Annotated in this window: 27 protein-coding genes; 23 read left to right on the top strand and 4 right to left on the bottom strand. The window is 72.3% G+C overall.

Going from position 1 to position 26,982, the window contains the following annotated elements; translation table 11 throughout:
• Positions 1–52: 52 nt before the first annotated feature.
• Entirely contained in the window at positions 53–958 is a 906-nt protein-coding gene (gene pdxS, locus ASD19_RS02135) for a pyridoxal 5'-phosphate synthase lyase subunit PdxS (protein ID WP_055988365.1), read from the top strand.
• 2 nt (positions 959–960) lie between these two features.
• Entirely contained in the window at positions 961–1,551 is a 591-nt protein-coding gene (pdxT, locus tag ASD19_RS02130) for a pyridoxal 5'-phosphate synthase glutaminase subunit PdxT (protein WP_055988363.1), read from the top strand.
• A gap of 68 nt (positions 1,552–1,619) precedes the next feature.
• On the opposite strand, the gene pdxY is transcribed toward pdxT, so the two are convergent.
• Positions 1,620–2,471 carry a pyridoxal kinase PdxY gene (gene pdxY / locus ASD19_RS02125; protein ID WP_055988361.1) on the bottom strand — a complete coding sequence of 284 codons (852 nt, stop codon included), beginning with the start codon at positions 2,469–2,471 and terminating at the stop codon, positions 1,620–1,622.
• Positions 2,472–2,578: 107 nt separating this feature from the next.
• On the opposite strand from pdxY, the gene ASD19_RS02120 reads away from it, so the two are divergent.
• The 9 genes from ASD19_RS02120 (at position 2,579) to ASD19_RS02080 (ending at position 12,203) form a co-directional block, all read left to right on the top strand.
• A complete protein-coding gene (locus ASD19_RS02120; RefSeq protein WP_055988359.1) occupies positions 2,579–3,340 on the top strand; it encodes a YebC/PmpR family DNA-binding transcriptional regulator in 762 nt (253 codons plus the stop codon).
• Positions 3,341–3,499: 159 nt separating this feature from the next.
• The gene (locus ASD19_RS02115) at positions 3,500–4,222 is read left to right on the top strand and encodes a phosphotransferase (RefSeq protein WP_055988357.1); all 723 of its coding nucleotides are present in this window, start codon (positions 3,500–3,502) and stop codon (positions 4,220–4,222) included.
• A 148-nt stretch (positions 4,223–4,370) separates the two neighbouring features.
• Positions 4,371–4,955 carry a crossover junction endodeoxyribonuclease RuvC gene (ruvC, locus tag ASD19_RS02110; protein ID WP_055988355.1) on the top strand — a complete coding sequence of 195 codons (585 nt, stop codon included), beginning with the start codon at positions 4,371–4,373 and terminating at the stop codon, positions 4,953–4,955.
• Between the two features lie 27 nt (positions 4,956–4,982).
• The gene (gene ruvA, locus ASD19_RS02105) at positions 4,983–5,600 is read left to right on the top strand and encodes a Holliday junction branch migration protein RuvA (RefSeq protein WP_055988354.1); all 618 of its coding nucleotides are present in this window, start codon (positions 4,983–4,985) and stop codon (positions 5,598–5,600) included.
• Entirely contained in the window at positions 5,593–6,630 is a 1,038-nt protein-coding gene (gene ruvB / locus ASD19_RS02100) for a Holliday junction branch migration DNA helicase RuvB (protein WP_055988352.1), read from the top strand. The genes ruvA and ruvB overlap by 8 nt, the downstream gene beginning before the upstream one ends.
• Positions 6,631–6,718: 88 nt before the next feature.
• On the top strand, positions 6,719–7,138 hold the full coding sequence (locus ASD19_RS02095; RefSeq protein ID WP_055988350.1) for a preprotein translocase subunit YajC: 420 nt from the start codon (positions 6,719–6,721) through the stop codon (positions 7,136–7,138).
• Positions 7,139–7,184: 46 nt separating this feature from the next.
• On the top strand, positions 7,185–8,921 hold the full coding sequence (gene secD, locus ASD19_RS02090; protein ID WP_055988348.1) for a protein translocase subunit SecD: 1,737 nt from the start codon (positions 7,185–7,187) through the stop codon (positions 8,919–8,921).
• On the top strand, positions 8,921–9,898 hold the full coding sequence (secF, locus tag ASD19_RS02085; RefSeq protein WP_055988346.1) for a protein translocase subunit SecF: 978 nt from the start codon (positions 8,921–8,923) through the stop codon (positions 9,896–9,898). Before secD ends, secF begins: the two co-directional genes overlap by 1 nt.
• Before the next feature lie 61 nt (positions 9,899–9,959).
• Complete coding sequence (locus ASD19_RS02080) at positions 9,960–12,203, top strand: RelA/SpoT family protein (RefSeq protein WP_055988344.1); 2,244 nt, start codon at positions 9,960–9,962, stop codon at positions 12,201–12,203.
• On the opposite strand, the gene ASD19_RS02075 is transcribed toward ASD19_RS02080, so the two are convergent.
• The 3 genes from ASD19_RS02075 to ASD19_RS02065 all read right to left on the bottom strand — a co-directional run bounded on the left by ASD19_RS02075 (position 12,190) and on the right by ASD19_RS02065 (position 14,799).
• Positions 12,190–12,735, bottom strand: coding sequence for a type IV toxin-antitoxin system AbiEi family antitoxin (locus ASD19_RS02075; protein ID WP_055988343.1), 546 nt, complete (start codon positions 12,733–12,735; stop codon positions 12,190–12,192). The two genes, ASD19_RS02080 and ASD19_RS02075, sit on opposite strands and share 14 nt — an antisense overlap.
• Before the next feature lie 85 nt (positions 12,736–12,820).
• Positions 12,821–14,392: a DUF349 domain-containing protein gene (locus tag ASD19_RS02070; RefSeq protein ID WP_082542911.1), complete on the bottom strand. Its 1,572-nt coding sequence runs from the start codon at positions 14,390–14,392 to the stop codon at positions 12,821–12,823.
• Between the two features lie 80 nt (positions 14,393–14,472).
• Positions 14,473–14,799, bottom strand: a complete 327-nt coding sequence (locus tag ASD19_RS02065; protein WP_055988341.1) for a hypothetical protein — start codon at positions 14,797–14,799, stop codon at positions 14,473–14,475.
• A 158-nt stretch (positions 14,800–14,957) separates the two neighbouring features.
• On the opposite strand from ASD19_RS02065, the gene ASD19_RS02060 reads away from it, so the two are divergent.
• From ASD19_RS02060 to nusB, 12 genes are all read left to right on the top strand, one after another.
• Complete coding sequence (locus tag ASD19_RS02060; RefSeq protein WP_082542910.1) at positions 14,958–16,310, top strand: replication-associated recombination protein A; 1,353 nt, start codon at positions 14,958–14,960, stop codon at positions 16,308–16,310.
• Positions 16,311–16,466: 156 nt separating this feature from the next.
• Positions 16,467–17,096: a 30S ribosomal protein S4 gene (gene rpsD / locus ASD19_RS02055; protein WP_055988338.1), complete on the top strand. Its 630-nt coding sequence runs from the start codon at positions 16,467–16,469 to the stop codon at positions 17,094–17,096.
• A gap of 126 nt (positions 17,097–17,222) precedes the next feature.
• Positions 17,223–17,420 carry a hypothetical protein gene (locus ASD19_RS02050; protein WP_055988336.1) on the top strand — a complete coding sequence of 66 codons (198 nt, stop codon included), beginning with the start codon at positions 17,223–17,225 and terminating at the stop codon, positions 17,418–17,420.
• 109 nt (positions 17,421–17,529) lie between these two features.
• Positions 17,530–20,190 carry an alanine--tRNA ligase gene (alaS, locus tag ASD19_RS02045; protein ID WP_055988335.1) on the top strand — a complete coding sequence of 887 codons (2,661 nt, stop codon included), beginning with the start codon at positions 17,530–17,532 and terminating at the stop codon, positions 20,188–20,190.
• A 31-nt stretch (positions 20,191–20,221) separates the two neighbouring features.
• Positions 20,222–20,689: a Holliday junction resolvase RuvX gene (ruvX, locus tag ASD19_RS02040; RefSeq protein WP_055988333.1), complete on the top strand. Its 468-nt coding sequence runs from the start codon at positions 20,222–20,224 to the stop codon at positions 20,687–20,689.
• Positions 20,690–20,698: 9 nt separating this feature from the next.
• Positions 20,699–22,078 (top strand): endolytic transglycosylase MltG, encoded by a 1,380-nt coding sequence (mltG, locus tag ASD19_RS02035; RefSeq protein ID WP_055988330.1) that lies wholly within the window; start codon positions 20,699–20,701, stop codon positions 22,076–22,078.
• Position 22,079: 1 nt separating this feature from the next.
• Entirely contained in the window at positions 22,080–22,940 is an 861-nt protein-coding gene (locus ASD19_RS02030) for a shikimate dehydrogenase (RefSeq protein ID WP_055988328.1), read from the top strand.
• Between the two features lie 4 nt (positions 22,941–22,944).
• Positions 22,945–24,168 carry a chorismate synthase gene (gene aroC / locus ASD19_RS02025; RefSeq protein WP_055988326.1) on the top strand — a complete coding sequence of 408 codons (1,224 nt, stop codon included), beginning with the start codon at positions 22,945–22,947 and terminating at the stop codon, positions 24,166–24,168.
• The gene (locus tag ASD19_RS02020) at positions 24,152–24,736 is read left to right on the top strand and encodes a shikimate kinase (protein ID WP_055988324.1); all 585 of its coding nucleotides are present in this window, start codon (positions 24,152–24,154) and stop codon (positions 24,734–24,736) included. The genes aroC and ASD19_RS02020 overlap by 17 nt, the downstream gene beginning before the upstream one ends.
• Entirely contained in the window at positions 24,733–25,872 is a 1,140-nt protein-coding gene (gene aroB, locus ASD19_RS02015; RefSeq protein ID WP_055988322.1) for a 3-dehydroquinate synthase, read from the top strand. Before ASD19_RS02020 ends, aroB begins: the two co-directional genes overlap by 4 nt.
• Before the next feature lie 117 nt (positions 25,873–25,989).
• Positions 25,990–26,550 carry an elongation factor P gene (efp, locus tag ASD19_RS02010; protein WP_055988320.1) on the top strand — a complete coding sequence of 187 codons (561 nt, stop codon included), beginning with the start codon at positions 25,990–25,992 and terminating at the stop codon, positions 26,548–26,550.
• Entirely contained in the window at positions 26,547–26,957 is a 411-nt protein-coding gene (nusB, locus tag ASD19_RS02005) for a transcription antitermination factor NusB (RefSeq protein ID WP_055988318.1), read from the top strand. The genes efp and nusB overlap by 4 nt, the downstream gene beginning before the upstream one ends.
• The last annotated feature ends 25 nt before the right edge of the window (positions 26,958–26,982 follow it).

Here is a 26,982-nt window from a genome sequence, read left to right as displayed (position 1 = left end):
ATCAAACCCACCCTGCGCGACCCTGACGCGCGTCCCCACCCCAGGAGATCCCATGTCGAACCCCACGGCGTCGAACCCGACCACGGGCACCGGCCGCGTCAAGCGCGGCCTCGCGGAGATGCTGAAGGGCGGCGTCATCATGGACGTCGTCACGCCCGAGCAGGCCCGCATCGCCGAGGACGCCGGCGCCGTCGCCGTCATGGCGCTCGAGCGCGTGCCCGCCGACATCCGGGCCCAGGGCGGTGTCTCCCGCATGAGCGACCCCGACATGATCGACGGCATCATCGAGGCCGTCTCGATCCCGGTCATGGCGAAGGCCCGCATCGGCCACTTCGTCGAGGCCCAGGTGCTGCAGCAGCTCGGCGTCGACTACATCGACGAGTCCGAGGTGCTCTCGCCGGCCGACTACGTGAACCACATCGACAAGTGGCCCTTCACGGTGCCGTTCGTATGCGGCGCGACCAACCTGGGCGAGGCGCTGCGCCGCATCACGGAGGGCGCCGCCATGATCCGCTCGAAGGGCGAGGCGGGCACGGGCGACGTGTCCGAGGCGACCAAGCACATCCGGACCATCACGGGCGAGATCAACCGCCTGCGGTCGCTCACGAAGGACGAGCTGTACGTGGCCGCCAAGGAGCTGCAGGCGCCCTACGAGCTGGTCGCCGAGGTGGCCGAGACGGGCAAGCTGCCGGTCGTGCTGTTCACCGCGGGCGGCGTGGCCACCCCGGCCGACGCGGCCATGATGATGCAGCTCGGCGCGGACGGCGTGTTCGTCGGCTCGGGCATCTTCAAGTCGGGCGACCCGGCCAAGCGCGCCGCGGCGATCGTCAAGGCCACGACGTTCCACGACGACCCGTCCGTGATCGCCGAGGTGTCCCGCGGCCTGGGCGAGGCCATGGTCGGCATCAACGTCGCCGACCTGCCCGCGCCGCACCGCCTGGCCGAGCGCGGCTGGTGACGATGGCGGCCCCGCGCGTGGGCGTGCTCGCCCTGCAGGGCGACGTCCGCGAGCACGCCCGGGTGCTGGAGGAGCTCGGCGCGCGGGTGACCCTCGTGCGCCGGCCGTCGGAGCTCGCCGAGGTCGACGGCCTCGTGCTGCCAGGCGGCGAGTCGAGCGTGATCGACAAGCTCGCGCGCGCATTCGACCTGCAGCAGCCCATCCGCGACGCGATCGCCCGCGGCCTGCCGGTCTACGGGACGTGCGCCGGGCTGATCCTGCTGGCCGACCGGATCCACGGCGCGATCGAAGGTCAGGAGACCTTCGGCGGTCTCGACGTCACGGTCCGCCGCAACGCGTTCGGCGGTCAGGTGGAGTCGTTCGAGACCGACCTCGACGTGCCCGTGCTGGGGGAGCCGCCGGTGCGCGCGGCGTTCATCCGAGCCCCCGTCGTCGAGGAGCTCGGCGCCGCGTCTGCGCTCGCTGCGCTGCCCGACGGGCGCGTGGTCGCGGTGGAGCAGGGCGCGCTGCTCGGCACCTCGTTCCATCCCGAGGCGACGGGGGAGCTCCGGTTCCACCGCCGGTTCCTCGACAAGGTCGCCGCGGCGGCCTGACGTCCCACTCGCATGTCTCACTTCGGGCCGGAATCCCAGGCGGATTCCGGCCCGAAGTGAGACACGGATCAGCGCACCTGGCGCGCCTCGAACTCCAGGCGCGGGTTCGCGTAGTGCTCCTGCGCCTCGACGAGCTGCAGCTCGCGCTCGCCCGACGCCAGGGTCTGCTCCAGCAGCCCGAAAACGCTGGACGCGGTGCGCGCGAGGGCCTCGGCCGCCGATCCCGTCGCCCGGTAGTGCGCGGTGAACAGCGCGGCGGTGACATCACCGGAGCCGTTCGCCTTGAATGGCAGGTGCGGCGTCTGGACGATCCAGGCACCCGCGTCGTCGGCCGCGAGCATCTCGATCGTGCCGTCCTCGCGGTCCGGGCGCTCGACGCTCGTGACGAGGACGGTGCGCGGGCCCATGTCGCGGGCCAGGTCCACGGAGGCGAGCGTCGACTCCAGATCGAGCGGGGTCGTGCCCGTCAGGTAGCCCAGCTCGAACTGGTTCGGCGTGATCAGGTCGGCCACCGGCACGACCTTGTCGCGCAGCAGATCCGGGATCGCCGGGGCGACGAAGCAGCCGGACTTCGCGTTGCCCATCACCGGGTCGCACGCGTAGATCGCATCCGGGTTCGCGGCCTTGACGCGGGCGACCGCGTCGACGATCACGTCCGCGATGCCCTCGCCGCCCTGGTAGCCCGACAGCACGGCGTCGATGCGCGGGAAGGCGCCGCGCTCCTCGATGCCCGTGATGACCTCGCGCACGTCGTCCGGCGCGATGAGCGGACCGCGCCAGGCGCCGTAGCCGGTGTGGTTCGAGAAGTTCACGGTGTAGACCGGCAGGACCTCGACGCCGATGCGCTGCAGCGGGAACACCGCGGCCGAGTTGCCCACGTGGCCGTACGCGACCGCCGACTGGATCGAGAGGATCTTCATCCCTCGATCCTCGCACCGCCGCGCGAGGGTCGCGACCGCGAGCCGGCCGACGGGTTCTCGTAGAATGTCCCGAGGCCCTCGGGCCACGTCAGCAGAGCGGGAGAGATATGTCCGGGCATTCCAAGTGGGCCACGACCAAGCACAAGAAGGCGGTCATCGACGCCAGGCGCGCGAAGTCGTGGGCGAAGCTCATCAAGAACATCGAGGTCGCGGCGAAGCTCGGCGGCCCCGACCTGGCGGGCAACCCGACGCTGTTCGACGCGGTGCTGAAGGCGAAGAAGACCTCGGTCCCGAAGGACAACATCGACCGCGCGATCAAGCGCGGCGCCGGCATCGGCGGCGAGTCGGTCGACTACACGACGATCATGTACGAGTGCTACGCCCCGGGCGGCGTCGCGATGCTGATCGAGTGTCTGACCGACAACAAGAACCGCGCGGCCGCCGAGGTCCGCACGGCCGTCACCCGCAACGGCGGCAACATGGCCGATCCGGGCAGCGTGTCGTTCAACTTCGAGCGCAAGGGCGTCATCGTCGCCTCGAGCGAGGGGACGACCGAGGACGACGTCATGCTCGCCGCACTCGAGGCCGGCGCGCTCGAGGTCGAGCCGCACCCGTCCGGCTTCGAGATCGTGACCGAGGCGAGCGACATGGTCGCCGTCCGCACGGCGCTGCAGGACGCCGGGATCGAGTACGAGTCGGCCGACGCCGAGTTCGTCGCGAACGTCAAGGTCCCGGTCGACGCCGAGACCGCCCGCAAGGTCTTCAAGCTGATCGACGCGCTCGAGGACAGCGACGACGTGCAGAACGTCTTCACCAACATCGACCTCTCGCCCGAGGTGCAGGCCGAGCTGGAGCAGGACGATGAGTAACCACGCCTTCTGACGCCGCCCCATCCGGATCCCGGGTGGGGCGGCGTCGTCTGCACCGGCGGTTCCGAAAACCGGATGGGTGGTGCTCGTGAGGTGGGTGAGGTCCCATCCGTCGCTGTCGTCGCATACGTCCGGCGTTCGGAACGCTACGGTGGGCGCGTGGGCGAGGGCGAGGCGCTGGGCGGAGGCAACATCGCGCCCGTCGTACGCGTCGGGGACACGGTGCGCCGCGAGACCGGTCCGTGGACGCCCGCGGTCCATGCGCTCCTGATCAGCTGCGAGGAAGCGGGCGTGGACGGCACCCCGCGCGTGCGGGGAATCGACGAGCACGGTCGCGAGATCCTGTCGTTCCTGCCGGGGGAGGTGCTCGCCGGATCCGACGTCCAGTGGAGCCGGGACGCGCTCCGGGATGCGGCGCGGCTCCTGCGCCGGATCCACGACGCGGGCGCACCGCTCACCAGACGGTCCCTGACCTGGCGGGCTCCCGTGCACCGTCCTGCCGAGGTCGTCTGTCGCAACGACTTCGCGCCCTACAACCTCATCGTGCGCGACGGGCGCCTGGTCGGCGCGATCGACTTCGACTTCGCGTCGCCGGGGCCGCGGATCTGGGACGTCGCGTATCTCGCGTACCGCATCGCGCCGTACGCCGAGGATGCCGAGAGGTTCGATCCCGGGCGGCACGGCTCGCCGGATGAACGCGTCGCATTGCTCGTGGAGGCGTACGGCGGCCCGTGGTCGGTCGCGGACCTCCGGGCCGCGATCTCGCCCCGGCTCGACGAGCTGGCGGCGTGGACCGACGAGCACGCGCGCGCCACCGGCCGCGACGACCTCAGGGGCCACGCGGCGATGTACCGTCGCGACGCGGATCGACTGCGCGCCTGATCATCCGTGCCCGGTTCCGAAAACCGGATGGGTGTTGCTGGTGAGGAGGGTGGGGTCGCAGCCGCCGCCGTGGCCTCATCCGTCCGGTCTTCGGAACTGCGCGGCGCTTCGCGCGGGTCGCGTCGGATGCCGCGCCTACGCTGGGCGGGTGAGCTCGCTGCGTGTGCTGGGCATCGACCCCGGCCTGACCCGCTGCGGCGTCGGCGTCGTCGACGTGGCGCGCGACCGCAGCGCGTCGCTCGTGCACGTCGATGTCGTGCGCACGTCGCCCGACATGCCCATCGCCGAGCGGCTCGCGGCCATCGCCCGCGGCATCCGGGCAGTGCTCGACGCGCACCGGCCCGACGTCGTCGCGGTCGAGCGCGTGTTCGCGCAACACAACCTGCACTCGGTGACCGGCACGGCCCAGGCCAGCGGCGTCGCGCTCATGCTCGCGGCCGAGCGGGGCATCCCCGCCGCGACCCACACGCCGAGCGAGGTGAAGGCCGCCGTGACCGGCTACGGATCGGCCGACAAGCGGCAGGTGCAGACCATGATCGCGCGCGTGCTGCGGCTGGATGCGCTGCCGCAGCCGGCGGATGCGGCGGACGCGCTCGCGCTTGCGCTGTGTCACGCGTGGGGCGGGGGTGCGTCGGCCCAGGCCCACGCCGCGGACACCTCGCTGACCCCGGCGCAGCGCGCGTGGGCCGACGCCGAGAAGCGCTCGCGACGCGCGCGTGTCGCTCGAACATAGGTGCGAAGCCGCACGTAGGCTGGTCGCATGATCTCCTCCCTTCGCGGCACGGTCCTGCACGCCGGCGCCGACAGCGTCATCGTCGAGGTCGGGGGAGTCGGGTTCTCGGTCGCCGTGCCGCCGGATGTCGCGCGCACCGCGCGGGTCGGCGAGACCCTCGCGCTGCACACCAGCCTGATCGTGCGCGAGGACTCGCTGTCGCTCTTCGGCTTCGCGAGCCGCGACGAGCTCGAGGTCTTCGGCGCGATGCTGAGCGTGTCGGGCGTCGGACCGAAGTCCGCGCTCGGCGTGCTGTCCGCGCTCACGGTCGACCAGATCGCGGCGGCGGTCGCGGAGGACGACGATCGCCCATTCCGCAAGGTGTCGGGGATCGGACCGAAGACCGCCAAGCTGATCGTCGTGCAGCTGCAGGGCAAGCTCGCCCCGCCGGCACCGAGCGCGGCGCCGGCGGTGGTGCCGGACGACGTCGTCACGCGTGTCGTGACGGCGGTCGCGGGGCTCGGCTGGCCCGAGCGCGTGGCCGGCGACGCGGTCGCGCAGGCCGCCGAGGCGGCGTCGGAGGCCGACCGCGCTTCTGTCCAGGCCCTGCTGCGCCTGACGCTGGCCCTGCTGGGCCCCGCGAAGCAGGGAGCGGCCCGTGGCTGACGGCGACCTCGACGTGACGACGCCGGCCCCGATCGACGAGACCGAGCTCGCGATCGAGGGCGCGCTGCGCCCCGGGTCGCTGGCCGAGTTCGTGGGCCAGCAGAAGGTCCGCGGTCAGCTGCAGCTGCTGCTGGACGCGGCGCGCATCCAGCAGCGCCCCGCGGACCACATCCTGCTCGCGGGACCGCCCGGGCTCGGCAAGACCACGCTCGCGATGATCGTCGCGCACGAGAGCGACCGGCCGCTGCGGCTCTCGAGCGGCCCGGCGATCCAGCACGCGGGCGACCTCGCGGCGCTGCTGTCGAGCCTCACGCCGGGCGAGGTCCTCTTCATCGACGAGATCCACCGGATGGCGCGCTCCGCCGAGGAGATGCTCTACCTCGCGATGGAGGACTTCCGGATCGACATCATGGTCGGCAAGGGCGCCGGCGCGACCAGCATCCCGCTGGATCTCGCGCCGTTCACGCTGGTCGGCGCCACGACGCGCTCGGGCATGCTCCCGAACCCGCTCCGCGACCGCTTCGGCTTCACGGCCCACCTCGAGTACTACGAGCCGGCCGAGCTGGAGCGCGTGATCGGCCGCTCGGCGGCGGTGCTGGGGGTCGAGCTCAAGGAGCGGCAGCGCGCCGAGATCGCCCGCCGCTCGCGCGGCACGCCTCGCATCGCGAACCGGCTGCTGCGCCGCGTGCGCGACTACGCGCTGGTCCACACGGGCGGGTCGACGCCGCGCATCGACGAGGTGCGCGCCGCGCTGGACCTCTACGACGTCGACGAGATCGGCCTCGACCGGCTCGACCGCGCCGTGCTCGACGCTCTCGTGAAGCGCTTCCGCGGCGGACCCGTCGGCCTCTCGACCCTCGCGGTCGCCGTCGGCGAGGAGCCCGACACGGTCGAGAGCGTGGTCGAGCCGTACCTCGTGCGCATCGGCTTCATGGGCCGCACGCCGCGCGGCCGTGTCGCCACCCCGGAGGCGTACGCACACCTCGGCGTGCCGCACCCGGACGGGGCGCTGAAATTCGATGACCTATAATCGCTGAAGGTCTGGCGGGCTCCCGCCGAATCCCCCTCCTCGCGCCGAAGACGGTGCGTGCGCTGACGTGAAAGGCACACCCCGCCCCATGGATCCGAACCTCCTTCTTCTCGTCGTTCTGGCCGTGCTGCTGATCTGGATGTTCTTCAGCTCGCGCCGCCGCCAGCAGAAGATGCGCGAGGAGCAGGAGCGCAAGGCGCAGCTCATGGTCCCGGGTGCCCGCGTCATGACCCGTTCCGGCCTGTTCGGCACGCTCGTCGAGTACGACAAGGACGACCTGTCCAAGCCCGCGCGCGTCGAGATCGCGCCCGGCGTCGTCGCCGAGCTGCACACCCAGGCGCTCGACCTCGCGCCGGAGGCCACGGCCGACGCGGTCGTCGACGCCACGGACGCCGAGGCGGCCGACGAGCCGCTGATCGACACGACCCCGGACGCGACGCCGGAGCAGAAGCCCGCCGCCGACCGTCCCGACGCGGACGAGCTCCCGGGCGACGACAAGAGGGCCTGACCTCCCGCGCTCCCGTCCGCCCCCGCTGCAGAAAGCTGACACGCCAGTGGCGACATCCTCTCCTGCGCGCCGTGCCTGGCGCGTCCTGACCGGTCTGCTGGTCATCACCGCGGTGCTGTTCGGGGCGAACGCCCTGGGCGCCCACGTCCTCAAGGGCGGCACCTGGGTGCCCGAGCTGGCGCTCGACCTCCAGGGCGGCACGCAGATCGTGCTGGAGGCGCAGACCGAGGACGCCGATCCGACGGCCGAGCAGCTCGCGCAGGCGGTGGCGATCATGCGCCAGCGCGTCGACGCCTCGGGCGTCGGCGAGTCCGAGATCTCGACCCAGGGCGCGTCGAACATCGTCGTCCAGATCCCCGGCGTCGCCGACGAGGCGACGCGCGAGCGCATCCAGGCCAGCGCCCAGCTCGAGCTGCGCGCCGTGATCTACGCCTCGGGCCCGACCAACACCTTCGTGGGCGAGGACGGCGAGGAGACGCCGTATCCGACCCCGGACCCGTCGCTGAACGCGACGCCGACCGGTGAGCCGTCGAACGGGTCGGACGCCGCGTGGGTGAGCGACCGCCTGTGGGCGGAGTTCCTGGCGTACAGCTGCGCCGACCCCGCCAACGACCCGTCGTCGGCGCCCGCGGACCAGCCGCTCATCACGTGCGACACGGCCGGGACAGCGAAGTACATCCTGGGACCGGTCGAGATGACCGGCGACTCGATCGTGGACGCCACCAACGGCGTCGACCCGCAGAACGGCCAGTGGAACGTGCAGCTCACGTTCGACGACGAGGGCGCGCAGACGTTCGGCGAGATCAGCCAGCGCCTCTACGGGATCGGGCAGCAGAACCCGAGCGACCCGCGCAGCCAGTTCGCGTTCGTGCTCGACGGCTCGATCATCTCGGCCCCGCAGATGAACGCGGTGATCACCAACGGCCAGCCCAGCATCTCGGGCGGCGGGATCGATCAGGACACGTCCAAGGTGCTCGCCGACCAGCTCAAGTTCGGCGCGCTGCCGCTGAGCTTCGAGGTCGTCAGCTCCGACACCATCTCGGCGACGCTCGGCTCGCAGCAGCTGCAGAGCGGCCTGATCGCGGGCCTGATCGGCCTGGCGCTCGTGGGCCTGTTCGTTGTGCTGGTCAGCTACCGCGCCCTCGGCTTCGTGATCATCGCGTCGCTCATCGTGATGGCGGTGCTCACGTACATCCTGCTGTGCCTGCTGTCGTGGCGCCTCGGCTACCGCCTGTCGCTCGCGGGCGTGGCGGGTCTGATCGTCACGATCGGCTTCACGGCGGACTCGTTCATCGTCTACTTTGAGCGCATCCGCGACGAGCTGCGCGACGGCAAGGCGGTGACGGTCGCGGTCGAGGACGGCTGGGCGCGCGCGAAGCGGACGATCTACATCTCGAAGTCGATCAACGTGCTGGCGGCCGTCGTGCTGTACATCCTCGCCGACGCGACCGTGAAGGGCTTCGCGTTCACGCTGGGCCTGACGACCGTGCTCGACATCCTGATCTTCGTGATGTTCACGCACCCCGTGATGCAGCTGCTCGTGCGCACGCGCTTCTTCGGCGAGGGCCACCCGCTGTCGGGCCTCGACCCCAGCGCGCTCGGCGCGGTGTACCGCGGCCGCGCCCGCTTCCGCGAGCCGGTCGCGACCGGCGCGCGCGCCAAGCGCTCGCGCGGCGAGGCCGAGCGCCGCCAGACCATCGCCGAGCGCAAGGCCGCCGAGCTCGCGGCCGCGACCGCCGCATCGGACAAGCGCGCCGCCGGCGCCGAGGAGGACAACGCCTGATGCGCGCCATCACCCAGTTCGGCAACGACCTCTACACCGGCAAGGTGTCCTTCCCGTTCGTCGGGCGCCGACGCACGTGGTTCGTCCTCGCGATCGTGCTCGTGGTGCTGTCGGCCCTGGCGCCGTTCGTGCGCGGCGTCGAGTTCTCCGTGGAGTTCACGGGCGGATCGCAGTTCCTCGTGTCGGCGCCCCAGTCGCGCGACCAGGCGATCGCCACCGAGACCATCGACGAGGTCGTGCCCGGCACGACCACCAAGGTCACGACGGTCGGCGGCCGCGACATCCGCGTTCAGACGTCGCAGCTCACGGACGACGAGACGCAGCAGGTCACGACGGCCCTCGCCGAGGCCTACGACGTCGCGCCCGAGGAGGTCAACGCCTCCTTCATCGGCCCCAGCTGGGGCGCGGACGTCACGCGGCAGTCGCTCTGGGGTCTCGCGATCTTCCTGGCGCTGACCTTCCTGATCCTGGCGATCTACTTCCGCACGTGGAAGATGTCCGCCGCCGCGATCGTGGGCCTGGTCGACGTGCTGATCATCACGATCGGCATCTACTCGCTGTGCGGCTTCGAGATCTCGCCCGCCGCGGTCATCGGCTTCCTGACGATCCTCGCGTACTCGCTCTACGACACCACGGTCGTGTTCGACAAGATCCGCGAGAACACGGCGGACGACGGCGAGGCGACGGGACGCACGTTCGGCGAGTCCGTGAACCTCGCGGTCAACCAGACGCTGGTGCGCTCGATCAACACGTCGGTCGTGGCCGCGCTGCCGGTCGCGGCGATCCTGTTCATCGGATCGTTCTGGCTGGGCGCCGAGACGCTGTCGGACATCTCGCTGTCGATCTTCGTCGGCATCATCGTCGCGACGTACTCCACGCTGTTCGTCGCGGCGCCGCTCTACTCGCTGTTCCGCGAGGGCGAGCCGGCGATCCGACGGGCGGACGAGCGGGTCCTCGCCGCGCGTGCGGGGGACTGAGCCGTCCGCGCCCGGGCGTAGGATGTTCGAATCCGCATCACCGGGTGGGAGGAGGCGCAGCATGGCCGATTCGGTGACGTCCCAGGCCCCGAGCCTGCGGCGCCTCGTGCCGCGCATCTTCTCGCGCGCGGCCCGTCACGCGGACCTCACGCGCCTCATCAACACCGTGCGGCTCAACCACCCGCGCGGCGACATGGCGATCGTCGAGCGGGCGTACGCGGTCGCCGACGAGAAGCATCGCGGCCAGAAGCGCCAGAGCGGCGAGCCGTACATCACGCATCCGCTCGCGGTCGCGCAGATCCTCGCCGAGCTCGGGCTGGGCCCGCGCGCGATCGCCGCGGCGCTGCTGCACGACACGGTCGAGGACACGGGCTACCCGCTCGAGGAGCTGCGGGCCGAGTTCGGCGACGAGGTCGCGCTGCTGGTCGACGGCGTCACGAAGCTCGACAAGGTCAAGTACGGCGAGAGCGCGCAGGCCGAGACGGTCCGCAAGATGATCGTCGCGATGTCCAAGGACATCCGCGTGCTCGTGATCAAGCTCGCCGACCGGCTGCACAACGCGCGCACGTGGGGGTTCGTGCCTCCCGAGAAGGCCAAGAAGAAGGCCACCGAGACGCTCGAGATCTACGCGCCGCTCGCGCACCGCCTCGGCATCCAGACCATCAAGTCGGAGCTCGAGGACCTCTCGTTCGCGGTGCTGCACCCGAAGATCTACAACGAGATCGACAGCCTCGTGAAGCAGCGCACGCCGCAGCGCGAGCAGTACGTGCAGAACGTCATCGACGACGTGAACCGCGACCTGCACGAGCTGCGCATCCGCGGCACGGTCGTCGGCCGCCCGAAGCAGCTGTACTCCGTCTATCAGAAGATGGTCGTCCGCGGTCGCGAGTTCGACGACATCTACGACCTGATCGGCATCCGCGTGATCGTCGGCACCGTGCGCGACTGCTACGCGGTGCTCGGCTCGATCCACGCGCGCTGGCGCCCGCTGCCGGGCCGTTTCAAGGACTACATCGCGACGCCGAAGTTCAACCTCTACCGGTCGCTGCATACGACCGTGATCGGCCCGGGGGGCCGCACGGTCGAGATCCAGATCCGCACGCAGGAGATGCATCAGCAGGCGGAGTTCGGCGTCGCCGCGCACTGGAAGTACAAGGAGCGCATGGCGGGGGGCAAGGTCGACCCCAAGGCGCTCGACACGGACATGGCGTGGCTCGCGCGGATCTCGGACTGGGAGTCGGAGACCAAGGACCCGGGCGAGTTCCTCGACTCGCTGCGGTTCGAGATCGGCGCCAAGGACGTCTACGTCTTCACACCCAAGGGCAAGGTCATCGGACTGCCCGCGGGCGCGACCCCGGTCGACTTCGCGTACGCCGTGCACACCGAGATCGGCCACCGCACGATGGGCGCCAAGGTCAACGGCCGCCTCGTGCCGCTCGAGTCGACGCTGAACTCGGGCGACGTGGTCGAGGTGTTCACCTCGAAGAACCCCGATGCGAGCCCCAGCCAGGACTGGCTCACGTTCGTCAAGAGCACGCGTGCGCGCAACAAGATCCGCGGCTGGTTCACGAAGGAGCGCCGCGACGAGGCGATCGAGCAGGGCAAGGATGCGATCGCGCGCGCGATGCGCCGCCACCACCTGCCGCTGCAGCGCCTGAAGGACTCGCTCCAGGACGTGGCCGACCTCATGCACTACGAGGACGTCTCCGCGCTCTACGCCGCGGTGGGCGAGGGCCACGTCTCGACGCAGTCGGTGCTTGAGAAGGTCGCGTCCCTCGTGCAGACCAGCGAGGAGTCGTCGACCGAGCAGGTCGAGCTTCCGCCGACCGTCAGCCAGCGCCGCCCGCGCGGCGGCGACTCGGGCGTGCTGGTGCGCGGCGCCGACGACATCCTGGTCAAGCTCGCGAAGTGCTGCACGCCCGTCCCGGGCGACCAGATTGTCGGCTTCATCACGCGCGGCAGCGGCGTCTCGGTGCACCGCGCGGACTGCACGAACGTGGCGTCCCTCCGCTCCGACCCCGCCCGCATGATCGACGTGACCTGGGCGCCGACGACCAAGAGCGTGTTCCTGGTGCAGATCCAGGTCGAGGCGCTGGATCGCGCCGGCCTGCTGTCGGACGTCACGCGCGTGCTCACGGAGCACCACGTGAACATCCTGTCGGCGACCGTGTCGACCACGAAGGAGCGCCTGGCGCTGAGCCGCTTCGTGTTCGAGATGGGCGACGCCGTGCACCTGGACCGCGTGCTCAACGCGGTGCGGCGCATCGACGCCGTGTACGACGTCTACCGCGTCACGTCGTCCTAGCGGGTCCGCCCCGCAGCGACCGCAGGATCTCCGCGGCCGGGCGCCGGCCGCCGAAGCGGCGGTGCGCGTCGATCCAGGCGAGCGCCTGCTCGATCAGCGGCGGCGTCGCGAGTCGCCGCGCCGCGGCGGCCGAGTCCGGATCGTCGAACTCGCGCACGAGGTCGACCAGCGTGCGGGCGGGGTCGGAGACCCGCACCCCGCCGAGCAGCACCGTGTCCTCGACCGCGATGGGGGTGTCGCGGAACCGGATCCGCCGGTCCACGGGTCGCGCGACGCCGCGCGCGGCCGTGCGCTGCACGTGGTGCACGCGAGGCGGCACGCCGGATGCGCCGTGGACCCACGCGGCCGTCAGCCCGATCGCGACGAGGCTCCCGCCGAGGATGCCGCGGAGCGTGGCGGCGCGCAGGGCCGGCGTCTCGAGCGCATCGGCGGGCACGTAGGCGTCGCCGACGGCGACCAGCTCGCCGTCCAGCCGCGCGGCGGACAGCTCGGCGGGGGAGAGGCCGTCGTGGTCGAAGCGGGCGTACGTCATGGCGGCAGTGTGCCGCGAAACGCGAGGGGCGCGCCGCCGCGGTGTGGATAACCGCGGGCGGCGCGCCCCTGTGACCCTCGCGGGCTCAGCCGCCGATGGCCTTGAGCCAGGCGCGGCGGGCGTCGAGCGCCTCGCGCGCGGCCGACTCGGCCTTCTTGTCGCCCTTCGCCTGCGCGTCGGCGAGCTCGGTCTCGAGCTTGGCGATGGCCTCCTCGAGCTGGCGGGTCGCCTCGTTGGCGCGCGCCTTGGTCTCGGGGTTGTTGCGCTTCCAGTCGACCTCCTCGCGGGCGCGGAGGTCGTTCTCGATGCGGCGCAGCTGGTCGTCGAGCGCGCGCTCGGTGTCGCGCGGGAAGATCCGGCCGACCTCGTCCCAGCGGCGCTGGATGCTCGTGAGCAGCTGGCGCGCCTTGGTCAGGTCCGCGGTGTCGGCGACCGCCTTCGCCTCCTCGAGGAGGGTCTTGCGCGCCTCGATGCGCGGGGCGGACTCCGCCTGCTCGGCGGCGTCGCGCTCGGCGCGGGCCGAGTACAGGGCGTCGCCCGCGGCCTTGAACCGCGCCCACAGCGCGTCGTCGACCTTGCGTCCGGCGCGGCCGGCGGCCTTCCACTCGTCCAGCAGCGCCCGGTAGGCGGGGATGCCGTCCTCGCCCTTGGAGGCCAGCGCCTCGGCACGCTCGATGATGCGCGTCTTGCGGTCGCGGGCGGCCTTGTGGGTCTCGTCGAGCTCCGCGAAGAACGCGCGGCGGTGGCGCTCGACGGTCGAGCGCGCGTCCCGGAAGCGCTTCCACAGCGCCTGACCCGTCGACTTGGGCAGCCGGGGACCGGTCTGCTGGTGCTGCTGCCACTCCTCGAACGCCGCCGTGAGCTCGGCCGTGGCCTGCTTCCACTGGATCGACTTGGGGTCGCGCGCCGCGAGGGCCTCCACGCGCTCCACGATCGACGTGCGGTGCGCGATCGCCTCCTCGACAGCCGCGCGGTGCGCGGCCGCCTCCTCGGCGCTGGCCTCGGCCAGCGTGCCGGTCAGCGCGTCGAGCCGCTCGGCCAGCCCGGCGAGGTCGCCGACCGCCGCGGCGCCCACGACCTCCTCCTTGAGCTTCTTGGCCTGGCCGCGCAGGTCGGCCGCGGAGGCGCCGCCGGCGAGGCGGCGCTGCTCGAGCGTGCGCACGCGCAGCGCGAGGTCGTCGAACTTGCGGCGGTAGTAGGCCAGGGCCTCGTCGGGCGTGCCGTCGGGGTACTCGCCGACCACGCGCCAGTCGTCGCCCTCGCGCACCGACACCACGCCGGCCTCGTCCACGCGACCCCACTCGGTCGTGTCGGCGGCGGGCGCCGCGGTCGCCGCCGGCGGGCGAGGCACGGGACCCGGCGTCGCGGGCGCCGGGGCGGGCGCCTCCGCGGGCGCGTCGGCGTCGGCGGTCTCGGCTGCCTCCGCCTCGGGCTCGGCGGGCGCGGCCTCGGTCTCTGCTGCCTCGGCTTCGGGCTGAGCGGCGTCATCCGCCGGCACGGCATCGGCGTCGGCCGGGGCGTCGGCGGCAGCGGGCTCCTGGGCGTCGTCGGCGGCTGCCGGCTCCTGAGCGCCGTCGGGCGCGGTCTCGGCGACCTCCGGGGCGGCGTCGCCGGCCGGGGTCGTGTCGTCAGCGGGGGTGTGATCGGGGCTCGTCACGGGGAGGCTCCTTGCGCGGTGGCCGCGGGAGGGGACAGGACGCGCCCCAGCCTAGTACGCGCCCGGACGGCGGGCCGGGGTCAGCCCGCGGGCGTCTCGGTCGGCGCGGGGGTCTCGGCCGGAGCGGGCGTGCCGGTCGGCGCGGGAATGGCGGTGGGACCCGGCGTCGTGACCGGGGCCGTCGGCGACGGCGCGACGGCTCCCGGGCCCACGCCGTAGAACAGCGCCTGCCCGCCCACGGCGGCGCCGACGATCAGCGCGGCCGCGATCGTGGCGACCACGTTGTCGCGACGCCGCCGGCGGCGCTGCTGCTCGTGGAGCTGCACGCGCGCCTCGTAGCGCCGCGCCCGCTCGCGCGCCTCGCGCTCCGCACGCTCCTTCGCGGAGCCCCTGCCGCCTGCCGCCATGGCAACGAATCCTCTCGACGTCCGGCGCCGTCCGCGGACGGCGCCCCAAGCTGAGCGGGAACGAGCCTACGCATCCGGCGCGCCCGGGCCGAAATCGCTGCGGCGTTCCGCGGAATCCGTCCGCGTCCCGTGTCGTCGGCCGCGGATACGCTGGTCGGATGATCTCGTCAGGCGGCGCATCCACGCTCGGCGGGGCGGGTCGCGCCCAGACGCCGCTCGCCGTCCGCATGCGGCCCGTGTCGCTCGACGAGGTCGCGGGCCAGGCGCACCTGCTCCGTCCCGGCTCGCCGATCGTCGCGCTCGCGGACCCGGATGCGCAGGCTCCCGGCACGGTGTCGGTGATCCTCTGGGGCCCGCCCGGTACGGGCAAGACCACGCTCGCCCAGGCCATAGCCCGCTCGTCGGGGCGCCGCTTCGTCGAGCTCTCCGCGATCACGGCCGGCGTCAAGGACGTGCGCGAGGTGATGCAGGAGGCCCTTAACCAGCGCGACCTGTACGGCCAGTCCACCATCCTGTTCCTCGACGAGATCCACCGTTTCACGAAGGCGCAGCAGGACGCGCTCCTGCCGGGCGTCGAGAACGGCTGGGTCATCCTGATCGCCGCGACGACCGAGAACCCCTCGTTCTCGGTCATCTCGCCGCTCCTGTCGCGCTCCCTGCTCCTCACCCTGCAGCCCCTCACGGACGACGACCTCGGTCTGCTCATCGACCGCGCGGTCGAGGATCCCCGGGGGCTCGCGGGCGAGATCCTGCTCACGCCCGAGGCGCGCGCCGCCCTCATCCGGCTGGCGTCCGGCGACGCGCGGCGCGCGCTCACGGCGCTCGAGGCCAGCGCGGGCGTGGCGGTGTCGGAAGCGCCGGAGGAGAGCGACGGCGCACCGGCCGTCACGGCCGAGCACGTGGCGCAGGCGGTCGACCGCGCGCTCCTGCGCTACGACCGCCAGGGCGACGAGCACTACGACGTCATCAGCGCCTTCATCAAGTCGATCAGGGGGTCCGACGTCGACGCGGCCATGCACTACCTGGCGCGCATGGTGGAGGCGGGGGAGGATCCGCGCTTCATCGCGCGCCGACTCGTGATCTCCGCCGCCGAGGACATCGGGCTCGCCGACCCGCATGCGCTGCAGATCGCGGTCGCGGCGGCCGACGCCGTCGCCTTCATCGGGATGCCCGAGGGGCGCATCCCGCTCGCGGAGGCCACCGCCTACCTCGCCACCGCGGCGAAGTCGAACGCCGCCTACAACGCCATCAACGCGGCGGTCGCCGACGTCAAGGCGGGCCGGATGGGGCCCGTGCCCAAGCATCTGCGCGACGCGCACTATCCCGGTGCCAAGCGGCTCGGGCACGGCCGCGGCTACGTCTACCCTCATGACCACGACCTCGGCGTGGTGCCCCAGCAGTACCTGCCCGACGAGCTGCAGGGGCGGCGGTACTACGAGCCGAAGCAGCACGGGGCGGAGCGCGACATCGCCGCGCGCCTGGAGCGGCTGCGCCGCATCCTCGACGCCTGAGGCGACGGGCCCGGTCTGGTAAGCTTGATCGGCTCTGAAATCGGGGCACATCCCTCTTCGCACATCCCCCAGGCGGGTAGACGTACGCCTGTGACCGGATGAAGCGGGACTGTACGTCCGAGCGTCGCGACAGTCGCGGCCTCGTGAAAGGAAATCATGACCACCAAGTCGCAGGACCGCCGCAAGGTCCGCCTCTCCCGCGCCCTGGGCATCGCGCTGACGCCCAAGGCCGCCCGCTACCTCGAGAAGCGCCCGTACGGCCCCGGCCAGCACGGCCGCACCAAGCGCAAGGCCGACAGCGACTACGCCGTCCGTCTGCGCGAGAAGCAGCGTCTGCGCGAGCAGTACGGCATCCGCGAGAAGCAGCTCCGCATCGCGTTCAACGAGGCGCGCCGCACCGAGGGCCTGACCGGTGAGAACCTGGTCGAGCTCCTCGAGATGCGCCTCGACGCGCTCGTGCTGCGCTCGGGCTTCGCCCGCACCACCGCGCAGGCCCGTCAGTTCGTGGTGCACCGCCACATCCTCGTCGACGGCAAGATCGTGGACCGCCCGTCGTTCCGCGTGAAGCCGGGCCAGACCATCGAGGTCAAGGCCAAGAGCGAGGGCCTCGAGCCCTTCCAGGTCGCGGCCGCCGGCGGTCACGCCGAGGTCCTCCCGAACGTCCCGGGCTACCTCGAGGTCGAGCTCGACAAGCTCCAGGCGAAGCTCGTGCGTCGCCCGAAGCGCGCCGAGGTGCCCGTCACGTGTGACGTGCAGCTCGTCGTCGAGTACTACGCCGCCCGCTGATCCAGCGTGTCGTCCGAGAGGGCGTCGGGGCCTCGGCCCCGGCGCCCTCTCGCCGTCTCGGGCCCGCGATCCGTCTACGATGGAACGACGCCGCGTCCCGCGGCGACCGACCGGAGGATGGGTGACATGAAGAACGTGCTGTGGTTCCTGCTCGGCATCGTCGGCGGCTTCGTCGCGGCCCACTTCCTGAACAAGGACCCGCGCGGGGCCGAGGTGCTGGCCGACATCGACGCGCGCATCGACGAGTTCGTCGAGCGCATCGGCGAGGCGTACCGCACCGAGGAGGCGCGCCGGTCGTCGGCGGGCGACCTGCCGGCCGCCTGACCCCCGCTCCTCGCCGGCTGCCGTCCCGAGGCGGCCGCTCCCGCATGCACGGCCGCACGCCCGATCCCGGGCCCCGCGGCACCCCTCAGTCAAGGACGAAGCACCCCAGATGAAGACCGCGGAGATCGCGCAGCGCTACCTCGACTACTTCGAGAAGAACGACCACACCATCGTGCCGTCGGCCTCGCTCGTGAGCGACGACCCGTCGATCATGTTCACGATCGCCGGCATGGTGCCGTTCATCCCGTACCTCACGGGAGTGGTGCCCGCGCCGTACCCGCGCGCCGCCGACGTGCAGAAGTGCATCCGCACGAACGATATCGAGGAGGTCGGCAAGACCGCCCGCCACGGCACGTTCTTCCAGATGCTCGGCAACTGGTCGTTCGGCGACTACTTCAAGGAGGGCGCGATCGCGTACGCCTGGGAGCTGCTGACCTCCTCGGAGGCCGACGGCGGCCTGGGCTTCGCCGAGCGCGACCTCTGGGTCACGGTGTACGAGGACGACGACGAGGCCGCCGCGCTGTGGCAGAAGGTCGCGGGCCTGCCGGCCGACCGCATCCAGCGGATGGGCCGCGCGGACAACTTCTGGACGACCGGTCAGCCCGGCCCCGCCGGCCCCTGCTCGGAGATCTACTTCGACCGCGGTCCCGCCTACGGCGCCGAGGGCGGCCCGGCGGTCGACGACAGCCGCTTCCTCGAGATCTGGAACCTCGTGTTCATGCAGAACGCGATCGAGAACGTCCGTTCGAAGACCGAGTTCGACATCGTGGGCGAGCTGCCCGCGAAGAACATCGACACGGGCATGGGGCTCGAGCGCGTCGCGTTCCTGAAGCAGGGCGTCGAGAACATGTACGAGACGGACCAGGTCCGCCCGGTGCTGGACCGCGCCTCGGAGCTGTCGGGCCGCCGCTACGGCGCCGTGCACGAGGACGACGTGCGCTTCCGCATCATCGCCGACCACGTCCGCTCGTCGCTCATGCTGCTGTCGGACGGCGTGACGCCGTCGAACGAGGGCCGCGGCTACATCCTGCGCCGCCTGATGCGTCGCAGCGTGCGCGCCATGCGCCTGCTCGGCGTCGAGGAGGCGACGTTCCCCGCGCTGTTCGAGGCGTCGCGCGACGCCATGAAGGACGCCTACCCGGTCGTCGAGACCGACTGGCAGCGCATCTCGTCGTACGCGTTCGCCGAGGAGGAGACCTTCCTGCGGACGCTGTCGTCGGGGTCTACCATCCTCGACACCGCGGTCGCCAAGACCAAGGCCGAGGGCGGCGCCACGCTCGCGGGCGACCAGGCGTTCCTGCTGCACGACACGTACGGGTTCCCGATCGACCTGACCCTCGAGATCGCCGAGGAGGCCGGGCTCGGCGTCGACCGCGCGGGCTTCGACTCCCTCATGCAGGAGCAGAAGCAGCGCGCCAAGGCGGACGCCCGCTCGCGCAAGCGCGCGCTCGCGGACGTCAGCGTCTACCGCGAGTTCCGCGCGTTCGGCGAGACCGTCTTCACGGGCTACACCGACCTCGAGACCGAGACGCGCGTGCTCGGCGTGCTGGTCGACGGCGTGTCGGCCGGGCGCGCGACCGAGGGGCAGATCGCCGAGGTCATCCTCGCCGAGACCGCGCTCTACGCGGAGTCGGGCGGCCAGGTCGCGGACAAGGGCACGATCGTCGGCCCCGGCTACGAGCTCGAGGTGCTCGACGTGCAGCGCCCTGTGCCTGGCCTCGTCAGCCACACGGTCGAGGTCACGCGGGGCGAGGTGGGCGTCGACCAGCCCGCCACCACGATCGTGGACGCCGCCAACCGCCGCTCGGCGCAGCAGGCACACTCGGCCACGCACCTGGTGCACGCCGCGCTCCGCGACACGCTGGGCAAGGGCGCGACGCAGGCGGGCTCGCTCAACCGCGCCGGCTACCTGCGCTTCGACTTCACGTGGGGCCAGGCCCTGAGCCCCGAGACCCGCTCGGAGATCGAGGAGATCGCCAACAACGCGGTCCGCGACAACCTCGAGGTCACGACACGCGTGGTGTCGCTCGACGAGGCGAAGGCCGCGGGCGCCATGGCGCTGTTCGGCGAGAAGTACGGCGAGAAGGTCCGCATGGTCGACATCGGCGGCCCGTGGTCGCGCGAGCTCTGCGGTGGCACGCACGTGTCCGCGAGCGCCGAGATCGGGCTCATCAGCCTGATCGGCGAGTCGTCGGTCGGCGCCTCGAACCGCCGCGTGGAGGCCCTCGTGGGTCTCGACGCGTTCCGCGAGCTGACCGCCGAGCGCGCGCTCGTCGCGGAGCTCTCCGCGTCGCTCAAGGCGCCCAAGGACCAGCTCCCTGCCCGGATCGCGGAGCTCACCGCAAGCCTGAAGGCGGCGGAGAAGAAGATCGCGGCGTACGAGGCCCGTGCGCTCGCCGACCGCGTGCCCGCGCTCGCCCAGACCGCGCAGCGTGCGGGCGCTGTGAACCTGGTCGCGCAGTCGGTCGGCGCCGTCGGATCGGCCGACGATCTGCGCAGCCTCGCCACGTCGGTGCGCGAGCGCCTCGGCTCCGATGCCGGCGTGGTCGTCCTGACCGGCACGGCCGGCGACAAGGTGCTCGCGATCGTCGCGACCAACGAGGCCGCCCGCGCCGCCGGCGCCAAGGCCGGCGCGCTGGTCAAGGTCGCGCTCGAGAAGCTGGGCGGACGCGGCGGCGGGCGCGACGACATGGCGCAGGGCGCCGGCGCCGACGCCTCGGCCGAGCCCGCGGCGCTCGACGCGGTCCGCGCGGTCCTTCAGGCCGCATGACCGGATCCGCCCGGATCGCCGGGGCTCGCTCGTGAGCGGGTTCCGCCGCGGGGTGCGTCTCGGCGTGGACGTCGGCCGGGCCCGCATCGGCGTGGCGCGCAGCGATCCCGACGGCATGCTGGCCGTGCCGGTCGAGACCGTGCCGCGCGACGAGCGCTCGATCGCGCGCCTGGTGGAGCTGGCGTCCGAGTACGAGCCGCTCGAGATCGTCGTCGGCCTGCCGCTCAACATGCGCGGCGAGGACACCCCCTCGACCGCCGACGCCCGCGAGTTCGCCGCGCAGCTCGCGGCCGCGCAGCCGGCGCCGGTCCGGCTCGTCGACGAGCGGCTCAGCACCGTGAGCGCCCACACGGCGCTGCGTCAGTCCGGACGATCCCAGAAGGGGTCTCGTAGCATTGTCGATCAGGTCGCCGCGGTGGTGCTGCTCCAGCACGCCATCGACAGCGAGAAGCGCACCGGGGCGGCCGCCGGCAGCCCGGCCGGCCACCCGGAGGAGTAGACACCGCCCATGACCGATCCCTCGAGCGACCAGAGCACCCCGCTGACCCGCCGCCAGGCGCGGCTCGGCGGGAGCGCCCCCCAGGAGCCGGCGGCGCCGGGAGAGGGGACGCCCGCGGCGGTAGGTCCGTCGGCCGCGGATGCGGCGCCCGCCGACCCGGCGCCCGCGCCGTCGGAGCGGACGCGTCCCGCGACGCTCGCCGAGACGGCGGCGCGCGAGGAGAGCGAGCCGGCCCCGGACGCGCAGCTGCCGGCGTCTCTCGAGGACCTGTTCGTCCCCGAGAACATGGTCGACACCAAGCCGAAGAAGCGGGGGCGGGGCTGCCTCGTCGCGCTGATCGTCTTCGCGATCATCGCCGGCGGGCTCACCGCGGGCGGGTTCTGGGTGGCGAACACTTACGGCGGACGGATCGCGGCGTTCCTGGGCTGGGACGGCCCGTCCGACTACGAGCCCGGCGAGGCGACGGGCGAGGCCGTGGTCACGATCGAGGAGGGCGACGGCGGCGAGATCATCTCGCAGAAGCTGTACGACGCGGGGGTCACGCTCAAGCCGACGTCGTTCTACGACTACCTGGTCGAGAACGATCCCGCCCAGCCGTTCTACCCGGGCGCCTACCGGCTGCAGCAGAAGATGACCTCCGAGGCGGCGCTGGCCGCGATCGAGGACCCCGCAAACAAGCTCGAGAACGCCTTCGCGGTGCCGGAGGGGCTCACGGTCGACGCGACGCTGGAGGCGGCCGCCGCCGGCCTCGCGATGCCGCTCGATGAGCTGCAGGCCGCCGTCGAGGACCCCGCCGCCTACGACGTCGCCGCCGACAGCCTCGAGGGCTGGCTGTTCCCCGCGTACTACACGTTCGACCCGGGAGTCACGGCCGAGGACGTCGTGCGCACCATGGTCGAGCGCACGCGCGAGTCGCTCGCGTCGGCGGGCGTGCCCGCGGGGGAGGAGCAGCGCATCCTGACGGTCGCGTCGATCATCCAGCGCGAGGCGCGCTTCGAGGACGACTTCTACAAGGTCTCCCGCGTGATCTACAACCGCCTCGACGAGTCGATCTCGGACACCGACGGCCTGCTGCAGATGGACTCCACCGCGCAGTACGGCTACGGCGAGATGCACGACGGCACCGTGAGCAGCTCGGAGGAGGCGCTGCGGGACGACAACCCGTGGAACACCTATGTGCACCCCGGTCTGCCCGTCGGGCCGATCGCCAACCCCGGCGACCTCGCGATCGACGCCGCCATGAACCCGGTCGACGGTCCGTGGCAGTACTTCGTGACGGTCAACCTCGACACGGGCGAGACGGTGTTCAGCGAGACGCTGGGCGAGCACGAGCGGGCCATCGAGCAGTGGCACGCATGGTGCGAGGCGAACCCGGACTCGGGCTGCTGACGTGACCGGATCCACCCGCCTCGCGGTCTGGGGCGACCCGATCGCGCACAGCCGCTCGCCGCAGCTGCACGGCGCCGCCTACGCGCGGCTCGGCCTGGACTGGACGTTCGAGCGCGTCCGGGTGCCCGCCGACGCCTTCGACCACACGCTCGCCTCGCTCGACGACTCGTGGCGCGGGCTGGCCGTGACCATGCCGCTCAAGGAGCACGCGTGGGCGGCGAGCGGATGGCGCGACCGCCGCGCCGAGCTGACGGGCGCGGTCAACACGCTGCTGCTTCCGGGCGCGGACGTCGCCCGGCCGCACGGCGCGCCCTCGGATGCGCCCATCGGGTTCAACACCGACGTGGGCGGCATCGTCGCGGCCCTCGGGGACGCGTCGATCGCCGCGCTCGGCTCGGTGCGCATCGTCGGGGCCGGAGCGACGTCGGCATCGGCCCTGGTCGCCGCGGCCGAGCTCGGCGCCCGGACGGGCTCCATCGTCTCGCGCCGGCCCGAACGGGCCGCGTCGCTCGTCGCGCTGGGGGAGCGCATGGGGCTCGCGGTCACGGTCGAGCCGTTCGGCGGGCCGCATCCGGCCGTCGACCTCACGATCAGCGCGCTGCCGGGCGGCGCCGAGCTGCCCGAGGCGCACGCCGAAGCGATCGCCATGCCGGGCGGGCCGCTGTTCGACGTGGCCTACCACCCGTGGCCGTCGCACCTCGCGGCGCGGTGGACCGACGGCGCGGCGATCCCCGGGCACGGGATGCTGCTGCACCAGGCCGTGCTGCAGGTGCGGATCTTCGCGACCGGCTCTGTCGAGGCGCCCCTGCCGTCCGAGGACGAGGTGCGTGCCGAAATGCGCTCCGCGCTCATGGGAGACTAGGGGCATGCTCCGCGTGCTCACGGCCGGCGAATCGCACGGCCCCGAACTGATCGCCGTCATGGAGGGCCTCCCCGCGGGAGTGCCCCTGCTGGCCGCCGACATCCAGGCCGACCTCCAGCGCCGCAAGCTGGGCTATGGCCGCGGATCGCGCATGAAGTTCGAGCAGGACGAGCTCACCATCTCCGGCGGCGTGAGGCACGGGCTCACGCTCGGCAGCCCCATCGCGCTGCGCATCGGCAACACCGAGTGGCCGAAGTGGACCGAGGTCATGAGCGCCGAGCCGGTCGAGCTGACCGAGAAGTCGCGCGGCCGCGGCGCCGCGCTGACGCGCCCGCGCCCGGGCCACGCCGACCTCGTCGGCATGCAGAAGTATGGCTTCGACGAGGCCCGCCCCATCCTCGAGCGCGCGAGCGCCCGCGAGACCGCCGCGCGCGTCGCCCTCGGCGCTGTGGCGCGCGCGTTCCTGTCGGAGCTGGGCATCCGCCTCGTCAGCCACACGCTGTCGATCGGGCCCGTGCGCGTTCCGGACGGCGCCGCTCTGCCCACGCCCGATGACGTCGCGGCGCTCGACGCGGATCCGCTGCGCTGCTTCGACGCCGAGACGTCGGCCCGCATGGTCGAGGAGGTCGACGCCGCGCGCAAGGACGGCGACACCCTCGGCGGCATCGTCGAGGTGCTCGCGTACGGCCTGCCCCCGGGGCTCGGCTCGCACGTGCACTGGGACCGCCGCCTCGACGGCAAGCTGGCCCAGGCGCTCATGAGCATCCAGGCGATCAAGGGCGTCGAGGTCGGCGACGGCTTCGAGACCACGCGCCGCCGCGGCTCGCAGGCGCACGACGAGCTGTTCGCGACCGAGGCCGGCATCGCGCGCGGCACCGACCGCGCGGGCGGCACCGAGGGCGGCATGTCGACCGGCACCGTGCTGCGCGTGCGCGCCGGCATGAAGCCCATCGCGACGGTTCCCCACGCGCTGCGCACCGTGGACGTCGCGACCGGCGACACGGCGTCGGCCCACCACCAGCGCTCGGACGTGTGCGCCGTGCCCGCCGCGGGCGTCGTGGCGGAGGCGATGGTCGCGATCACGCTCGCCGACGTCGTGCTCGAGAAGTTCGGCGGCGACTCGGTCGCCGAGACCCGCCGCAACCTGACGTCGTACGTAGAGTCGATCGCCGAGAGCCTGCGGACGTCGTCGGAGCCCGTCGACCTCGCACATGACCTCGCCCTCTGATCCGGCTGCCGACGCGGCGGGCGGACCCGCTCCGGCCGTCGTGCTCGTCGGCCCCATGGGGGCCGGCAAATCGAGCATCGGACGACGGCTCGCGAAGGCCCTCGGCCGGCGCTTCCGCGACACCGACAGCCTGATCGCGAAGGCGCACGGTCCGATCCCCGAGATCTTCGCCGAGCACGGCGAGCCGCGCTTCCGCGAGATCGAGCACGAGACCGTGGTCGACGCCGTCCGGCGCGGCGGGGTCGTCGCGCTGGGCGGCGGGGCCGTGCTGCATCCCGGCACGCGGGAGGCGCTGCGAGCGCACCGGGTCGTGCTGCTCACGGTCGACGAGAAGGTCGTGGCCGGCCGCATCCAGAGCCAGAAGCGACCGCTCCTGGACGGCGAGGAGGACCCGGTCGCGACCTGGATCCGCATCCGCGACGCACGCGAGCCCATCTATCGCGAGGTGGCCGACGTGGCGTTCGACACGTCGCGCGGGCCGCTGCAGGACGTCGTGACGGCGATCGCGGACTGGGTCCGACAGCACGAGGAGCCGGCGCACGCGCCGCACGAGGAGGAGCACGCATGAGCGACACCGGCCGGCAGACCGCCGCGGGGGACGAGACCGTCATCCACGTCTCGGGGACGCCCGGCTACGACGTGACGGTCGGGCGCGGCGTCCTGGCGCGTCTGGGCGAGGCGCTGCCGCCCGCGGCGCGCAAGGTGCTGATCGTGCACCCGCCCACGCTCGCGGCCCAGGCCGCCGAGCTCCGCGAGAGCCTCCTCGGCTCGCGCGAGGTCCTGCTCGCCGAGATCCCCGACGCCGAGGCCGGAAAGCGCATCGAGGTCGCGGCGTTCTGCTGGCAGATCATGGGCCAGGCGGACTTCACCCGCACGGACGCGGTCGTGGGCTTCGGCGGCGGCGCGGTCACGGACCTCGCCGGCTTCGTCGCGGCGAGCTGGCTGCGCGGCGTCGACATCGTGCAGGTGCCCACCACGGTGCTCGGCATGGTCGACGCGTCGGTCGGCGGCAAGACCGGCGTCAACACGGCCGAGGGCAAGAACCTCGTGGGCGCCTTCTGGGCGCCGCGCGCGGTCCTCGCCGACCTCGACCTGCTGCGCACCCTGTCCGAGAACGAGGTGCTCGCCGGGTTCGCCGAGGTGATCAAGGCCGGCTTCATCCACTACCCCGAGATCCTGGACATCGTGGAGGCCGACCCGGCCCGCGCGGTGGACGTGACCACGCCGGAGTTCCGGCGCTGCATCGAGCTGGCGATCCGGATGAAGGCCGAGGTGGTCGGGGAGGACTTCCGCGAGGCCGGCCTGCGCGAGATCCTCAACTACGGCCACACGCTCGGGCACGCGATCGAGCACGCCGAGCGCTACCGCTGGCGCCACGGCGCGGCGATCTCGGTCGGCATGATGTTCGCCGCCGAGCTCTCGCGTCTCGCGGGGCGGCTCTCGGACGAGGTCGTCGATCGGCACCGCCGCGTGCTGGAGCTGCTGGGCCTTCCGACGACCTACCGCGCCGGCGCGTGGCAGACGCTGCTGGCGACCATGCAGCGCGACAAGAAGTCGCGCGGCGGGATGCTGCGCTTCATCGTGCTGGACGACATCGCCAAGCCGACCGTGCTGCAGGCGCCCGACGAGTCGCTCCTGTTCGCCGCGTACCAGGAGGTCGCGGCCGAGGACCAGGGGCGGATCATCAGCACGCGCCAGGGCTGACTCCTCCGGTCGGGCCGGGCGAGGCACGATAGACTCGACCTTCGGTCGCTTCCGGCCACGTACTTCCGCGTCCCCGATCCATCCGGGCGCGCGCCTCAATCGAACGAACGGAATCCCATGGCATCCACCGCAGACATCAAGAACGGCGTCGTGCTCTCGATCGACGGACAGCTCTGGAGCGTCGTGGAGTTCCAGCACGTCAAGCCCGGCAAGGGCGGCGCGTTCGTGCGCACCAAGCTCAAGAACGTCGTGACCGGCAAGGTCGTCGACAAGACGTTCAACGCGGGCGCCAAGGTCGACATCCAGAACGTCGACCGCCGCGACTTCACCTACCTGTACAACGACGGCGAGAACTTCGTGTTCATGGACGCGAAGGACTACGACCAGATCAACGTCCCCGCCGCCACGGTCGGCGACGCGGCCAAGTTCCTCCTGGAGAACCAGGAGGTCACGATCGCCACGCACGACGGCACGCCGCTGTACGTCGACCTGCCCGCGTCGGTCGTGCTCGAGATCACCTACACCGAGCCGGGCCTGCAGGGCGACCGCTCGTCGGCCGGCACCAAGCCCGCCACGGTCGAGACGGGCGCCGAGATCCAGGTGCCGCTGTTCCTCGAGACCGGCACGCGCGTCAAGGTCGACACCCGCACCGGCGAGTACCTCGGCCGCGAGAAGTGAGCGCACGGACCAAGGCACGCAAGCGCGCGCTCGACATCCTCTTCTCCGCGGACGTGCGCGGCGACGACCTGGCGGTCGCCCTCGCGGCCGAGGCCAAGCGCGCCGCGTCGGAGCCGGCGCGCCAGGCGTCGTGGCTCTACGCCCGCGAGATCGTGGATGGCGTGATCGACCACGCCGAGGAGATCGACGAGCAGATCACCACCCACAGCCGCGACTGGAAGCTCGAGCGCATGCCCACGGTGGACCGCGCCCTGCTCCGGATCGCCACGTGGGAGATCCTCTTCAACGATTCCGTCCCGACGGCGGTCGCGATCGACGAGGCCGTCGAGCTCGCCAAGGAGTTCTCGACGGACGACTCGGGCGCGTTCGTGCACGGCGTGCTGGCGCGCGTCGCCCGCTCGTCCTGACGCCCCGCGTCGAAAGGGGCCGGAT

The sequence above is a fragment of the Microbacterium sp. Root53 genome (assembly GCF_001426925.1).
GTDB lineage: Bacteria > Actinomycetota > Actinomycetes > Actinomycetales > Microbacteriaceae > Microbacterium.
Note: the sequence above shows the minus strand (reverse complement) of the source record. Positions and strands in the feature narration are given on the sequence as shown.